We start from the raw sequence: 15,433 nt of genomic DNA on the forward strand, positions 1-15,433 counted from the left end.
CACCACTCGCGGCACAAGGACGTGCCACCCCTTCGAGAGCTGGAGACATGCCGAACAAATCATCCACCAGGGCCGGACTGGGGGCGGTGCTGGCCTTTGGGCTGGTCGCTGCCCCGCTTGCCCTTTCACCTGTGCAGGCCGCACCTGCGGAATCGCCGGCGGCAGCCGCCACCCACGTCATCATCAATGAGACGTACATGAACGGAGGCAGTGCCGGAGCAACACACAAGAACAAGTTTGTGGAACTGTACAACCCCACGGCCGCGGACATTGACCTCAGCGGCTGGTCGGTGCAATACCGCTCCTCGACTGGAACAGCTGCACCGTCGGGCGTTGCGGCACTGACAGGCATCATCAAGGCCAACGACTACTACCTCGTCAAGGGTGCCGCAAACGGCGGCGCCACCCCGGCAGGCATGGACCTGCCTCCCGCGGATTTGGACACCAGCAGCTTCAGCCCTGCAGGTGCCGCCGGAACCGTCATCCTCTCCAACCAGGCCGGCAAGCTTCCCGCGGACCTGCCCGTCGGCTCCCTGGTGGGCACAGCCAACATTGTTGATCTCTTGGGCTATGGCACCTCCAACACCTTCGAGGAGGCCGCGGCCACAGGCCAGTCCCTCACCAATTCGCTGAACCGCACGAACTTCGCCGACAGCAACAACAACGCGGCAGACTTCACCAGCGCAGCCCCGACCCCCACCGGTTCGCAGGGAGCCGGGGAAGTCATCCCTCCGCCCGGCGACGCCGGCACCAAGACCATCGCCGAGATCCAGGGCGAAGGCGCCAAGAGCCCGCTTGAAGGCTCCACCGCCACCACCCGGGGCAAGGTCACAGCGGCCTACCCCACCGGCGGCTTCAACGGCTACTACATCCAGACCCCCGGCACCGGCAGCGACCTGGACATGGCAACGCACAAGGCCTCCGACGCCGTGTTCGTCTTCTCGCCGGCCACTGTGGGCTCCGTTGCTGTGGGCGACTACGTTGAGGTGACGGGCCTGGTCAAGGAATTTGGCGGACCGGACGCGACCACCACGGAGATTGACGTCCCGGACGGTGGCATGACGCAACTTTCCGAGGCCGCGGCAGAGGTGAAAGCCGCCGTCGTCAGTGTCCCGGAAACCACCGAGGGCCGCGAAAGCCTTGAGGGAATGCTCGTGGCACCGCAGGGCGAGTTCACCATCACGGACAACTACTCGCTGAACCAATACGGCGAAATCGGCCTGGCCGTGGGGAACAGCCCGCTGCTGCAGCCAACCGCCGTCGGGCAGGTGGGTTCCGCTGAGCACGCGGCCCAACTTGCACTGATTGCGGCAAAGGCGATCAAGCTCGACGACGGCGCCAGCACCAACTTCTTCACTGCCGCAAACCAGTCGATCCCGCTGCCGTGGCTGAGCGCCGAAACGCCCATGCGCCTGGGCTCGACGTCCGAGTTCATGGCACCGGTCATCTTCGACAACCGCAACAACGCCTACAAGTTCCAGCCGCTGGAGGCGCTCACGCCCGCCAACGCCGAGGCCGTGCAGCCGATCGCGTTTGGCAACAGCCGCGCAGCAGCCGTCCCCGTGGACGTGGGCGGCAACCTGAAGGTGGCCACGTTCAACGTGCAGAACTACTTCATCCAGACCGGCGACATGGACTCCGCCTGCCAGTTCTACAACGACCGCGACGGCAACCCCATCGCGGTGCGGAGCGGCTGCCTGCAGCGCGGCGCCGCAAATGCGGAGAACCTCAAGCGCCAGCAGGACAAGATCGTGGCCGGCATCAATGCTTCCGGCGCCGACGTGCTCTCGCTGGAGGAAGTTGAGAACTCCATCAAGTTCGGCACGGACCGCGACAAGGCCCTCGCCGCACTGGTGGACGCACTGAACGCCGCCGCGCCGGGGACGTGGGACTACGTCCGCTCCCCCGAGCAGCGCCCGGCCGCGTCCGTGGAGGACGTGATCCGCACGGCGTTCATCTTCAAGCCGGCCGTGGCCAAGCCCGTGGGCGACTCCGTCATCCTCGACGACCCCGCCTACACCGGCATCGCCCGGCAGCCGCTGGCCCAGGCCTTCACCCTTGCCGGGAACGCGACAGCCGAAAAGGTCATCCTGATCGCCAACCACTTCAAGTCGAAGGGTTCGGCGGCCACGCCGGATGACACCGACCAGGGCCAGGGCAATTCCAACCTGGCACGCACGAAGCAGGCCACGGCACTCGTGGCATTCTCCACCGCTCAGCAGGCCGCACAGGGCACCGACAAGGTGCTGCTCATGGGCGACTTCAACTCCTACAGCTTTGAAGACCCGATGCTGGTGATGGCCGACGCCGGCTACGTGGACCTGGGCGCCAAGACCGGCAAGCAGTCCTACGCCTACGGCGGCCTGGTGGGTTCCCTGGACCACATCACGGCGACCCCGGGCGCCAATGCGCTGGTCACCGGCCAGGACATCTGGAACATCAACTCCGCCGAGTCGATCGCCATGGGCTACAGCCGGTACAACTACAACGTCACGAACTTCTATGACGACTCTGCCTTTGCCGCCTCCGACCACGACCCCATGATTGTTGGGCTCAACCTTGGCGGCGCTGCGGCGGGCACCCAGGACATCAACCTCCTGAACATCAACGATTTCCACGGCCGCATCGACTCCAACACGGTGAAGTTTGCCGGCACGATCGAGCAGCTGCGCGCAGCCGCAGGGGACGCCAACACCGCGTTCCTGTCCGCCGGAGACAACATCGGTGCCAGCTTGTTCGCTTCTTCCTCACAGGGCGACAAGCCCACCATTGATGTGCTGAACGCGCTGGACCTGCAGGCCTCCGCGGCGGGAAACCACGAATTCGACAAGGGCTGGGCAGACCTGGACGGACGCGTCAGCGACGCCGCCGACTGGGACTACCTGGGAGCCAACGTGTATGCGAAGGGCACCACCACCCCGGTGCTCGATGAGTACAAGGTCGTTGATGTCAACGGCGTGAAGATTGCCATCATCGGCGCCGTCACGCAGGAAACCCCCACCCTGGTCACCCCCTCCGGCATCTCCATGCTGGAATTCGGCGACCCGGTTGAGGCCGTGAACCGCGTGGCCAAGAAGATCACCGACGGCAACCTGGCCGACGTCATCGTGGCTGAATACCACGAGGGTGCCGGCGCCGGAACGCCCGACGGAGCCACCTTTGAACAGGAAGTTGCCGCCGCCGGCGCCTTCCGGGAACTTGTCACACAGACCAGCTCCTCGGTCAACGCCATCTTCACCGGACACACGCACAAGCAGTACGCCTGGGATGCCCCGATCCCCGGTGTTTCAGCTGACGCCGCACTGAAGACCCGCCCCGTGCTCCAGACCGGAAGCTACGGCGAGTTCATCGGCCAGATCGTCTTGACGGTCGATGCCGACAACAATGTAGTTTCCTACACCCAAGGCAACGTCGCACGCCTGGCAGCAGCCGACAAGGATGACAAGGAAGCCAGCGCGGCACTGGACGCCGAACTCGCCGCCACGTACCCGCGGGTCGCCGAGGTCCAGGCCATCACTGACGCAGCCCTGGCCGAGGCCGAGGTTGCCGGCAGCGTCCCCGTCGGCAAGATCTCTGCGGACATCACCACCGCGCAGACTCTTGATCCGGCCACGGGCATTTACACCCGCGATGACCGGTCCAGTGAATCCACACTGGGCAATCTGGTCGGCAATGCCCTCCTGGAAGCCTTGAAGTCTGAGCAGACGGGCGGGGCCGAGATCGGCGTCGTCAATCCCGGCGGCCTCCGCTCGGACCTACTGTACAAGAACGAGGGCTTCGAGGACGGTGTGGTCACCTACGCCAGTGCCAACGCGGTGCTGCCGTTCGTGAACAACCTGTGGACCACCTCGCTCACGGGCGCCCAGGTGAAGACCATGCTGGAGCAGCAGTGGCAGACCAATGCGGACGGCAGCATCCCCAGCCGGCCGTTCCTGAACCTGGGCCTGTCCAAGAACGTGGACTACACCTACGATTCCTCGCGCGACTTGGGCGACCACATCACCTCCGTGGTCATCAACGGTGCTCCGCTGGACCTTGAGCGTTCCTATCGTGTGGGCACGTTCAGCTTCCTGGCCACCGGCGGGGACAACTTCCGCATCTTCACCGAGGGCACCAACACCAAGGATTCCGGCCTCATTGACCGGGATGCCTGGATTGCGTACCTCGGCGAGCAGTCGGCCATTGCACCGATCGCTCCCGACTTCTCCCGCCGCGGCGTGGATGTAGTCGATGCGCCGGCCGCCGTGGTGGAAGGCCAGCAGGTAACGCTGGGGCTCAACAAGTTGGACCTCACCTCACTGGGCGTCACCGCCTCCACCGAGGTCACTGTCCGCTACGAGCCTTCGGGCAGCGGCGGCGGCTTGGGCTTTGCGGTCCTGGCAGCAGCTGTTCTCCCGTCCGAACTGGGCACCTTCCCGGTCACCGGCGGAGCCGCAACCTTGGACTTCACTGTCCCGGAGCAGCTCAACGGTGGTCGTATCACCATCACCACCGACGGCGGCACGTACGCCCGGCTGCCGATCACCATCCCGGTGACGGCAGAGACGGGCACACCGACGGAGACTCCGACCGAGACTCCAACCGAGACCGGCACGCCCACGCCCACGCCGACTGAGACGGACACTTCCGTTCCGGCTCCCACCGAGACGGGCACGACGCCGGCCCCCACCACCCCGGGCGACTCGCCTTCCCCGACGGCCGGCTCGGGCGCCGGCAACGGCAACGGCAACGGGTCGGGTGCTGGCAACCTGGCCTCCACCGGTGCCACGGCGCTCCCATTGGGCTTGGGCGCACTGGTTCTGTTGAGCGCAGGTGCCGCGATTACCTTCGCTGCACGCCGCAAGGCGGCCAGGCACTAGCCCATCGCTGCTGAATCGAACTCTTGATTCAGCAAGGGCACATGAAACTGGCGGGGGCGTATGAATTTCATACGCCCCCGCCAGTTTTTTCATCTGCTCCCGGCAGCAGGGCGCAGGCCCAGTCGTCAGGCTCAGCCGTCAGCCGTCAGCCGTCAGGATGTGCGACGCGATGGCGTCGGAGTCCAGGACGGTCCGGTAGCCACTGCGATATTTGGCCGAGGCCTCGGCCGCAATGGCTGTGCCCCACTGCGTCGAGGACAGCTGCAGCCCCAGAACATACAGCCCCTCAACCGGCGCACCGGCACCGTCCACCACGCGGTACGGAGGCGCCGAGACGTCCAGCCCGCTCGTGGTGACGGGTTCGCCGTCGGACGCCAGCATCAGGCGGGGGCGTGCCAGGCCGTCAGCCATCAGGTTTTGCAGCAGCGTGGATGCCGTGCTGCGGACCTGGTTGGACGGGGCCAGCGCCTCCACGAGGTGGCGGGCCTCGCGGGGAGCACCTGCCACCCACGGGGAGCTGGCCGTGAAGCGCCCGTGCTGGATCCGGAAGACAGGGTCGGGCCCGGCAAAGTGGACCACACCGGCGCGCACCAGGGCTGCCAGCTGCTCCACCCGGAGGGCGGGCGGCCCGCTGGCCAGCCCCTCCACGAACCCCTCGAACCAGCCGCGCAGCTCACCCAGCCACGAACCCTGCGTGATGCCCTGGTCCGCCACGAGCGACTTGATGACGGCCCGGCCGGCGTTCAGTGCACCGATGGCCATCTTGACGGGGTCGTCCTCGCCCAGCGCGGAACCCGCTGCATCCGCCCGGAGATACTCCAGCACGGCGGAATCCAGGTCCCCGTACGAGCCAAACCCGGCCCCCGCGGCGGGCGCATGCGCCGCCAATGGTCGCGCCAGCCCCCGCAGGTCAAGGATGTATCCGTCCCGGACATGCCCCGCAAGCAGGGTCTTGAGACGGTCCTCCCAACCCTGGCCGCCGCCGTCGAGCCCGTCCTGCAGCAGCGCATCCAGCTCCGGCACCAGCGCCGGCGAGACCACCTCCGGCCGGGTCCGGGCCAGGGTGGTGTAGTAGGCCCAGAGGGTGTCGCGGTGCAGGAGCGGCCAGATGTCGTGGTCAAAGCCGGCCGTGGCACCCATTGCCCGGATGGCCGCCACTGCATCCTCGCCAAGGAACCGCAGCTCCACCGACTCCGGGTAGTAGCTGGCCAGCTCCGCCTTGGCCCGGTACGGCGTCCCCCGCCGCGACGCGCCCACAATGACGGGTTCGCGGCCCGACGCCACATAGCGCAGCGCCTCCCCGGCCGGACCGCCGGTGTCCTCAAAACGCCCGCCGCGGCCTTCCGTCAACTGGCCCACCACGTCAAAAAAGTTCAGTCCCATGCCGCGCACCAGCACCGTTTCACCGGCGGGCAGCTGCTCCCAGTCCACATCATTGGGGACGGCCGGGGGCAGGTAGCTCAGGCCGTGTTCGCGTGCTTCGTCCCGCAGTTCGCGCTGGGCGGGACTGAGCTTGGACTCCACGTGGCCCAGCGCCAGCACCACCTGGTCCGCCGCGATCCGCGTCCCGTCCAGCAGCACGACGGCGAACCCGCCTTCCGTCCGGTCACGCACCACGCGCTTGGCCTCCGCGGCATGGACGGTGAGGCGCACGCCGTCGGGCATGGCTTGGGTGAGCTGCGTGAAGCACCACTCAAGGTAGCGGCCGTACAGTGCGCGGCTGGGGAAGTTGGCGGGGCCGAGGGCGGCGAGCTCTTCGATGTCGCCGGCGCTGAGCCGGGCGCAGGGGTTGTCCTGCTGCAGACGGCGCCACTTGTTGAAGCTGCAGCCTGCGACAGGTTCCGCCGCGACTCCCTGGTCCGGGACCAGCGTGGGGAAAAAGCTCTGAGTGTTCATCAGGAACAGGCGCGACTGCTCCGTGCGCCACACGTGCCCGGCGCCCGGCGGGAAGGGGTCGATGAGGTGGATGTGCAGGGGCCGGGGCGCTGCTCCGCGGGCGGAACTCGCTGCATGAGCGGCATGGTGCGCCAGCAGCCGTTCCATGACGGACGTCCCGCGGGGTCCCGCCCCCACAATTGCCACCGTCTGCATGCCCATAGTTTCCACCCCTTGAGCTTAACCGATGCCCGCTCTCACGCTCCTGCGCCCGGTTATCCCTTAACCACGCGCAGCTCCAGGAGTGGCGCGCCAATGAGCGACAACCACGCGCAGGCTCAAAGTCGGCGGCCCGGTTGCCTAGGATGGTGCCATGACTGACACCTCCACTGCCGCCCCGATCGCAGACCAGCCCGCCGATGAGTTCCTCTGGCTTGAGGACATCCACGGATCCGACGCCATGGAATGGGTCCGCGAGCACAATGCCCGCACGGATGCGGCGCTGGTGAACCCCGCCTACACCGCCCTCGAGGCGCGTGTGCTGGAGGTGATGGACTCCAAGGACCGCATCGCCATGGTGTCCAAGCGCGGGGACTGGTACTACAACTTCTGGCGCGACGAGGCGAACCCGCGCGGGCTGTGGCGCCGCACCTCCTGGGAAAGCTATCTGGGCGAATCCCCTGCGTGGGAGGTGCTGCTGGACGTCGACGCACTGTGCGCGGAGTCGGGCGAGGACTGGTTCTGGGCCGGCGCCTCGCTGCTGCGCCCCGCACCCGGGGAGGAGTACCGGCTGGCCATGGTGGCGCTCTCTCCTGACGGCGGCGACGCCGTTTCCTACCGGGAGTTTGACCTCACCGCACGCGCCTTTGTGCCGGGCGGCTTTGGCCTTCCGACGGCGAAGACCCGCCTGAGCTGGGTGGACGCGGACACGCTGTACGTGGGGACCGACACCGGCGAGGGCTCCATGACGGCGTCCTCCTACCCCGCCGCGACCCGGGTGCTGCGCCGCGGTGAAACCCTGGAGCAGCTGGCCCGGAAGGCGCCCTTGTTCGAGGTGCCGCTGGACCACCTCAGCGGCGGCGTCTCGCACAGCAGCACGCCCGGCTTTGAACGGGACGTGGCCTACGACGTCCTGGATTTCTTCAACAGCCGCAGCTACCTGCGCGTGGGCGGGGACTGGGTTCACATCGACGTGCCGGATGACACTAACGTCTCGCTCCACCACGAATGGCTGCTGCTGCGCCCGCGCACCGACTGGACGGTTGACGGGTCCACCTATGCCGCAGGCACGCTGCTGGCCATCGAGCTGGATGCGTTCCTGGCCGGCAGCCGCGCCCTGCGAACCATCTACGCGCCCACGGCGGCCGAGTCGCTGCAGTCGTGGAGCTGGACCCGCGACTTCCTGCTGCTGAACCTGCTCCACGACGTTTCCTCCAGGATCCTGGTCCTGGACCCGGCTGCGGACTGGGCCGCCACCGAGCTGGACGCCTGCCCGCCCCTGCACTCCGTGGACGCCTACGCCGTTGACGACGAGGACCCGGCGGCCGGCAACGACTACTGGCTCATCGCCACAGGCTTCCTCACGCCGTCCACGGTGCTGCGCGGCTCGCTCGACGCCCGCGGCACCGGCGGTGACGCTGCGGCGCTGGTGCGGGAGGCGCCGTCGTTCTTCACTGCGGAAAACTACAGCGTGGAGCAGCACTTTGCCACCTCCGCGGACGGCACCCGCGTGCCCTATTTCCAGGTTGGGCCCAAGGATTTGAAGCTCGACGGCGGGAATCCCACCTTGCTGGGCGGCTACGGAGGGTTTGAGGTGTCGCGGACTCCGTCGTACAGCGGGTCTGTGGGGCGCACCTGGCTGGAGCGCGGCGGCGTGTATGTGGTGGCAAACATCCGCGGCGGCGGCGAGTACGGCCCGGCGTGGCACACGGCGGCGCTGCAGGAAAAACGGCACAGGGCGTATGAGGATTTCGCCGCAGTGGCGCGGGACCTGGCGGCGCGCGGGGTGGCCCGGGCGGAGAAGCTGGGCTGCGCGGGCGGCAGCAACGGCGGGCTGCTGGTGGGCAACATGCTCACACAGTACCCCGAGCTGTTTGGGGCCGTCTCGTGCGGGGTGCCGCTGCTGGACATGCGCCGGTACACGAAGCTGTCGGCGGGCGCGTCATGGATTGCCGAATACGGTGACCCGGACGTGCCGGAGCAGTGGGAGTTCATCAAGACGTTCTCCCCGTACCACCTGCTCCGCTCCGACGTCCCATACCCGGCCACGTTCATTTGGACCGCCACCTCGGATGACCGGGTGGGGCCCGTCCAGGCCCGCAAGATGGCGGCGCGGATGGAATCCATGGACATACCCGTCTGGTTCCACGAGGCCCTCGAGGGCGGGCACGCCGGGGCCGGAAACAACCAGCAGGCGGCTCGGCTGCACACGGCATCCCACGAGTTTTTGTGGCGGGCGCTGAACGGCGGGCTGTAGGCCTGGAGGGTCTCGGCGAGCTGGGATTCCCCCGCGCGCCCCTGCCCGTGATGCCGCAGGGAGCCCTCGTTTTGCTTTGAGGGCCTTCTACTGGGTAAAGTTTGGGATGCTGGTTAGGGGCTTCTACCCTTTCCAGCGCTGGAGACGTGCCAGAGCGGCCGAATGGGCTTCACTGCTAATGAAGTGTGGGGGTTAAACTCCACCGGGAGTTCAAATCTCCCCGTCTCCGCCAAAATATGCACCTCTCGATTCGTCGAGGGGTGCATTTTTGCTTCCTGTCACATGCGGCATTCTTGGCCCCATTAGAAACATCCGACCATTAGACTGTGTGCATGGCTGTAACTGACGAGGCAATCACAAAAATCAAAGACATGATCATCTCCGGTGAGCTGTCGGCCGGTGAACGGCTGCCTCCCGAGAAGGAACTCAGCGAAAAACTGGGCCTGTCCCGCAGCTCCCTCCGCGAGGCCGTCAAGGCATTGGAGATCATCCGCGTGCTGGACGTGCGCCGCGGCGACGGCACGTACGTGACCAGCCTCGAGCCGCAACTGCTCAACGAGGCCATGACCTTCATTGTGGACCTGCACCAGGACAAGTCGATCCTGGAGATCTTTGAGGTCCGCCGCATCCTGGAACCGGCGGCCGCCGCCATTGCCGCCAGCCGCATCGGCCCCGAACAGATCGCCGCGCTGCACGCCACGCTGGAAAGCGTCGACACGGACACGAGCGTTGAGGCGCTGGTCGAGCACGACCTCATCTTCCACAGCCTCATCACGGCCGCCGCCGACAACGCCTACATGGCCAGCGTGCTGGACGCGCTCTCCAGCAGCACCGTGCGCGCCCGCATCTGGCGCGGCCTGACGCAGGAGAAGGCCGTGGACCGCACCCTGGCCGAACATACGGCCATCATCGAGGCGCTCGAACGCGGCGACGCCGAACTCGTCAAGGCGCTCGTCACGGTGCACATCAGCGGCGTCGAGCACTGGCTCCGGCAGGCACTGTAGCCCCTCCCCGCATCATTCCGGCCCGCAGGGGCTCCGAAAATCCGACACATTTCGCGGATTTTGGCGCGCCTGCGGGCCGTCCGCTTTAACTGAAGCTTGCCACGCTATCTAGTTAGACATACTATCTAGACATGAGCCCAACACCTGACGAACCTTGGCCGTCCGACTGGAACCGCGCCTCCCTGGGCCTGTGCACCCTGCAGGCCCTGGCCGGCGGCCCCACGTACGGCTACGCCATCATCACCGCGCTTGAAAAAGCCGGTCTCGGCACCTTCAAGGGCGGCACCCTTTACCCGCTGCTGGCCCGCTTCGAAACGGCCGGCTGGGTCGACATCGAGTGGCGCCCCGGCGAAAGCGGCCCCGGCCGGAAATACTTCTCGCTCACCTCCGCCGGCCGCGGGGAGCTGGACCGCCAGCACCAACAGTGGCTCACCTTCACCGCCAGCACGACGGCGTTTCTCGCCCTCCCCACCAATCAAGGAGTCTCGCAATGAACAGGGAAGCAACGACGAACACGCCCGCGACCAGGAAGTGGGTCGACGAGCTGACCCTTGAGCTGCGCCTCAAGGACGTCTCCGGCCGGTCCATCGGCGACGCCCTGGCCACGGTTCAGGAGTTCCTCGCCGATTCCGGCCAGGCTCCCCAGGAAGCGTTTGGCACTCCGCGGGAGTACGCGGCCAGGCTTGCCGAAGAAATGATGCCGGCCGGCGGCAAGGCCAACGGCACAGGATTGGGCGCCTCGGTCACGCTGAGCACCACGTCGCTCGCCGCATTCCTCATCTTTTCCGCGGCGCTGTCCCCGTGGCTCAAGGGGACGGATCTGCTGGTGGCCGGCTGGCAGCTGGCATCCCTGGCGGTCCTTGTGGGCCTCGTCCTGGCTCTTCCGTTCTACCTGAACTTTATGGTTCGGCACTGGTGGGCGCTGGTCGCGGTCCCCGTTATTGGCGGGGCCGCGGGCGTGCTCTCCGCCATCCTGGCACCCGACACCCCCACCGACGCACTGCTTGTCCTCCCGCCGGCCCCAGTCCTGTTGGCCACGGTTGGCGTGATGGTTGCACTCTCCATCGTTGGCACCGCCATCGCCTTGCGCGAAGCCCCGGACCCCGTCACCGGCCCCCTGGACCCCGCGCCCGCCAAGACACTGGCGGCCCGCTGGTTTGAGATCCTCACGCAGTGGCTGTTCCCGATCTTCGCGCTCGTCCTGCTCGGCTTCACCGCCCTGCTTGAGGCGCTCTCCTAACGCCAGCACGACGGCGCACCCCGTCTCTCGGACGCTGTCGCACCAATGGCCGTTTTTAGGCCGACCCTCTCGCACCAATGGCAGGTCACAACAGGCCCGCGCACGCTGAGGAAAGCGGACTGCGAGGGCGTCGCAAGAAAACAGTTCATTGCTGCGAGAGGGCCATGGTAAAAATGGCCATTGCTGCGAAGGGGTTGGGCAGGGTTAAGCACGGAAGACCCGCAGGCCTTTGGGCCGTGCGGGTCTTCCGTGCTTAACGCCTACTCGTAGAGGTTCGCGGCGATCTTGTCGTCGTCGATATTCTCGGCGTCGTACCAGTAGAAGCCGGTGTCGATGACCTTCTCCACCTTCTCGCCGTTGATCGCGGCGACGGCGGCCTTGACGGTCTCGTAGCCGATGCCGACGGGGTTCTGGGTGACGGCGCCGGCCATGAGACCGTCGCGGATGGCATCCATCTGGGCCTTGCCGGAGTCGAAGCCCACGATGGTCAGATCGCCGGACTTGCCCATCTCCTTGACTGCGTTGACGACGCCGATCGCGGCACCCTCGTTGGTGCCGTACATGCCGGCCAGGTTCGGGTTGCCCGTCATCATGGCCTTGGCGGCATCCGTGGACTTGGCCTGGTCGCCGTCCGCGTACTGGATGTCCACGATCTTGATGTCGGGGGCGTTGGCCTTCATGTAGTCTACGAAGCCGTCGCGGCGGTCGGTGCCGGAGGTGGCCGTCTGGGAGTGGCCGATGATGCCGATTTCACCCTTGTTGCCCAGCAGCTCGGCCATGTGCTTTGCAGCCTCGGCGGCAGCGGCCTTGTTGTCGGTCGAGGCGGTGGCCACGGGGATGTCGGAGTCGACGCCGGAGTCAAACGCGATGACCGGGATGCCCTTGGCCTTGGCATCTTCCAGCACGCCCTCGGCGGCCTTGGAGTCCAGCGCGGCCAGGGCCAGCGCCTGCGGATTCTTCGCCATGGCGTTGTTGAGCTGGTCCATCTGCTGCTGGACGTTGGTTTCCTTGTCCGGGCCCTCGAAGGAGATCTCGACGTTGAATTCCTTGGCAGCGTCCTCCGCACCCTGCTTCACCGACTGCCAGAACTGGTGCTGGAAGCCCTTGGAGACAATGGCGATGTACGGCTTGCCGCCGCCTGCGCCTCCGCTGGCAGCGGGGGCATCGGCCGGGGTGTCACAGGCTGCAACGCCCAGTGACAGTGCGGCTACCGAGGCGAGGGCCAGAAATTTCCTTCTCTGCATGATGTTTACTCCTTTGTGGAAACGGTGATGATCAAATGAACGGTGATGCTGGTGAAAACTAGTTGACGGCCTTCTTGCGGCGCATCATGTCCAGGTAGACGGCGAGCAGGATGACGACGCCCACGGCGACCTGCTGCCATTCCTGCGGGATGGACATGATGGAGAGGCCGTTGGTCAAAACCGACATGATGAGCGCACCAATGACGGTGCCGATGATGGAGCCCTTGCCTCCGGCCAGGGAGGTTCCGCCAATCACGACGGCGGCAATCGCCTGAAGCTCCAGGCCTGCACCGCCTGCGGGCTGGGCCGAGTTGAGGCGGGCGGTGGCGATGACGCCGGCGAGGCCGGTGAAGCAGCCTGCAACGGTGTAGATCAGCACGGTCCACTTGGTGACGTTGACACCCGAGAGCGCCGTGGCCTGCATGTTGGAGCCGATCGAGTAGGTGTAGCGGCCCAGGATGGTCTTGGACAGCAGGAGCCCGGCAATGATCGCAGCGGCGAAGAGGATGAAGACAGCGTTGGGAATGACCAGGCCCGGGATGGACTTGCCCAGGGCGAAGATCTTCTGGAACCCCTCAACCTCGTTGGTGTAAATGGGCTTGGTGCCGGAGATGACCAGGGCCAGGCCGGCGGCGACCATCATCATGGCCAGGGTGGCGATGAAGGAGGGGATCTTCATGACCGCCACCAGGAAGCCGTTGATGCCGCCCATGAGTGCACCGAACAGCACACCGCAGAGGACTCCCACGATCATGGGCATGCCCATCTGCGTCATGAACACCGCCGTCATGACCGAGCACAGGGTCATGCCCGTGCCAATGGACAGGTCAATGCCGCCGGTGATGATGACAAACGTGGTGCCCAGCGCCAGCAGCCCCGTCACCACGGTGGAGAGCAGGATGTTGGAGAGGTTGGCGGCCTGGTAGAAGTTGGAGCTGGCCACGGAGAAGAACAGGACCAGCGCCAGAAGGCTGGCAAACGCCAGCAGCTGCTGGAAGCTGGCGCGGATTCGCGTGTTGAGTTCTGATTTCTTGTGGCTGGCAGCCTTGGCAGCTTGCGCAGCTTCCTTGGTCAAGGTCATCTGAATGCCTTTTCTTTCTTAGTTCGGGACGCGCTGCGCGCTGGATGACGGGAGGGGTGCCAGGACGGCGCCGGCGATGTTTTGGGTGGCCAGTTCCATGATCTTTTCCTGGCTGGCTTCCTCGTTGCTGAGGAAGCCGGTGAGCCGGCCTTCGCTCATGACCGCGATGCGGTGGGACAGGCGCAGCACTTCCGGAAGCTCCGAGGAGATCATGATGATGGACTTGCCCTGGGCGAGCAGTTCGTTCAGGAGTGAGTAGATCTCTTCCTTGGCCCCGACGTCGATGCCGCGGGTGGGTTCGTCAAAGATCAGGATGTCGCAGTCCTTGACGAGCCACTTGGCAATGACGATCTTCTGCTGGTTTCCGCCGGAGAGGTTCTTGGCGATCTGAGCACTGGAAGGGGTCTTGATCCGCAGCTTTTCGATGTATGTGGCTGCGGAGGACTTCATGGCCTTGTCGTTGAGGACACCCATGCGGGAGAACATCTTCAGCGAGCTCAGCGCAATGTTGTCCTTGACGTCGCGCTCCAGCAGCAGGCCCAGGTGCTTGCGGTCCTCCGACAGGTAGCCCACGCCCAGTGCCGCGGCAGCGGCGGGGTTGGCGATGGTGACGTCCCGGCCGTTGAGCTCAATGGTTCCAGCGGACAGCTTGTCGGCGCCAACAATGGCGCGGGCCACTTCCGTGCGCCCGGCGCCCATCAGGCCGGCGAAGCCAAGAATTTCGCCCTTGTGCAGCTCAAAGTTGATGTCCTTGAGGAAGTCCCTGGTTTCCAGGCCCGTGACCTTCAGGACCACTTCGTCCGAGGGCTGGTGGGGCTCGGGCCGCTGGTTGCCGGAGATTTCACGGCCGACCATGAGGTTGATGACCTCGCCCATGGTGGTGTCCTCGGTGTTGACCGTGTCGATGTATTCGCCGTCGCGAATCACGGTGATGCGGTTGGAGATGGCCTTGAGCTCATCCATGCGGTGTGAAATGTAGATGACGCCGGTTTCTTCATTGGTGAAGTTGCGGATCAAGTCGTGCAGTGTGGCGACCTCGGCGTCATTGAGTGCCGCCGTGGGCTCGTCCATGATCAGGATGCGCGACTTGTAGGAGAGCGCCTTGGCGATCTCAACCATCTGCTGCTTGGCCACCGTCAGGTCGCCGACCCGGGCCTTGGGGTCCAGGTCGATGTTGATCTGGTCGAACAGCAGCCGGGCCTTGCGGTTCAGGGCGCGTTCACTGAGGAAGAGGCCCCCGAAGCGGGGTTCGCGGCCGATGTAGATGTTTTGCGCCACCGTCAGGTCCTGCATCAGGTTGAATTCCTGGTGGATGATGCTGATGCCCAGCTCCTGGGCGTGCTTGGTGCCGTTGATGGCCACTTCCGTGCCGTCAATTTCAAAGGTGCCAGAGTCCGGCACGTAGATGCCGGAAAGGAGCTTCATGAGCGTGGACTTGCCGGCGCCGTTTTCACCCACGAGGGCCAGCACCTCGTTGTGGTCCAGGTCCAGCTGCATGTCGGACAGCGCCTTGACGCCGGGGAAGCTCTTGTTCACCCCGGTTATCCGAAGAAGTTTTTTACTCATACTGCCCTCTCAAGCTTCAGATCCGACATCAGACCTCTGTTGAAGCCCACATCGTTGACAACGTTTGCCCGCATTCTGGTTGGAACCC

General features: G+C 65.7%; 9 protein-coding genes and 1 tRNA gene. 6 read left to right on the top strand and 4 right to left on the bottom strand.

Annotation, left to right across the window (positions count from 1 at the left end; genetic code table 11):
- Window positions 1-47 precede the first annotated feature (47 nt).
- Window positions 48-4,859 carry an ExeM/NucH family extracellular endonuclease gene (locus tag JOF48_RS04500; protein WP_209677669.1) on the top strand — a complete coding sequence of 1,604 codons (4,812 nt, stop codon included), beginning with the start codon at window positions 48-50 and terminating at the stop codon, window positions 4,857-4,859.
- Between the two features lie 138 nt (window positions 4,860-4,997).
- Here the strand turns inward: JOF48_RS04500 and JOF48_RS04505 are convergent, their stop codons facing one another.
- The gene (locus tag JOF48_RS04505) at window positions 4,998-6,950 is read right to left on the bottom strand and encodes an FAD/NAD(P)-binding protein (protein WP_245346397.1); all 1,953 of its coding nucleotides are present in this window, start codon (window positions 6,948-6,950) and stop codon (window positions 4,998-5,000) included.
- Window positions 6,951-7,107: 157 nt separating this feature from the next.
- Between JOF48_RS04505 and JOF48_RS04510 the strand changes: the two genes are divergently transcribed.
- From JOF48_RS04510 to JOF48_RS04530, 5 genes are all read left to right on the top strand, one after another.
- Complete coding sequence (locus JOF48_RS04510; protein ID WP_209677673.1) at window positions 7,108-9,210, top strand: prolyl oligopeptidase family serine peptidase; 2,103 nt, start codon at window positions 7,108-7,110, stop codon at window positions 9,208-9,210.
- A gap of 140 nt (window positions 9,211-9,350) precedes the next feature.
- Window positions 9,351-9,442: transfer RNA gene (locus JOF48_RS04515), tRNA-Ser, on the top strand.
- Window positions 9,443-9,542: 100 nt separating this feature from the next.
- On the top strand, window positions 9,543-10,214 hold the full coding sequence (locus JOF48_RS04520; RefSeq protein WP_209677675.1) for a FadR/GntR family transcriptional regulator: 672 nt from the start codon (window positions 9,543-9,545) through the stop codon (window positions 10,212-10,214).
- Window positions 10,215-10,345: 131 nt separating this feature from the next.
- Complete coding sequence (locus JOF48_RS04525; RefSeq protein ID WP_209677677.1) at window positions 10,346-10,708, top strand: PadR family transcriptional regulator; 363 nt, start codon at window positions 10,346-10,348, stop codon at window positions 10,706-10,708.
- Complete coding sequence (locus tag JOF48_RS04530; protein ID WP_209677679.1) at window positions 10,705-11,454, top strand: DUF1129 domain-containing protein; 750 nt, start codon at window positions 10,705-10,707, stop codon at window positions 11,452-11,454. The genes JOF48_RS04525 and JOF48_RS04530 overlap by 4 nt, the downstream gene beginning before the upstream one ends.
- Window positions 11,455-11,714: 260 nt before the next feature.
- On the opposite strand, the gene JOF48_RS04535 is transcribed toward JOF48_RS04530, so the two are convergent.
- From JOF48_RS04535 to JOF48_RS04545, 3 genes are read right to left on the bottom strand one after another with little or no spacing between them, the layout of a single operon-like run.
- Window positions 11,715-12,698 carry an ABC transporter substrate-binding protein gene (locus JOF48_RS04535; RefSeq protein ID WP_209677681.1) on the bottom strand — a complete coding sequence of 328 codons (984 nt, stop codon included), beginning with the start codon at window positions 12,696-12,698 and terminating at the stop codon, window positions 11,715-11,717.
- Window positions 12,699-12,756: 58 nt separating this feature from the next.
- The gene (locus tag JOF48_RS04540) at window positions 12,757-13,779 is read right to left on the bottom strand and encodes an ABC transporter permease (protein ID WP_209677683.1); all 1,023 of its coding nucleotides are present in this window, start codon (window positions 13,777-13,779) and stop codon (window positions 12,757-12,759) included.
- An 18-nt stretch (window positions 13,780-13,797) separates the two neighbouring features.
- On the bottom strand, window positions 13,798-15,315 hold the full coding sequence (locus tag JOF48_RS04545) for a sugar ABC transporter ATP-binding protein (RefSeq protein WP_342591153.1): 1,518 nt from the start codon (window positions 15,313-15,315) through the stop codon (window positions 13,798-13,800).
- Window positions 15,316-15,433: the final 118 nt, after the last annotated feature.

It is taken from the genome of Arthrobacter stackebrandtii (assembly GCF_017876675.1).
Lineage (GTDB): Bacteria > Actinomycetota > Actinomycetes > Actinomycetales > Micrococcaceae > Specibacter > Specibacter stackebrandtii.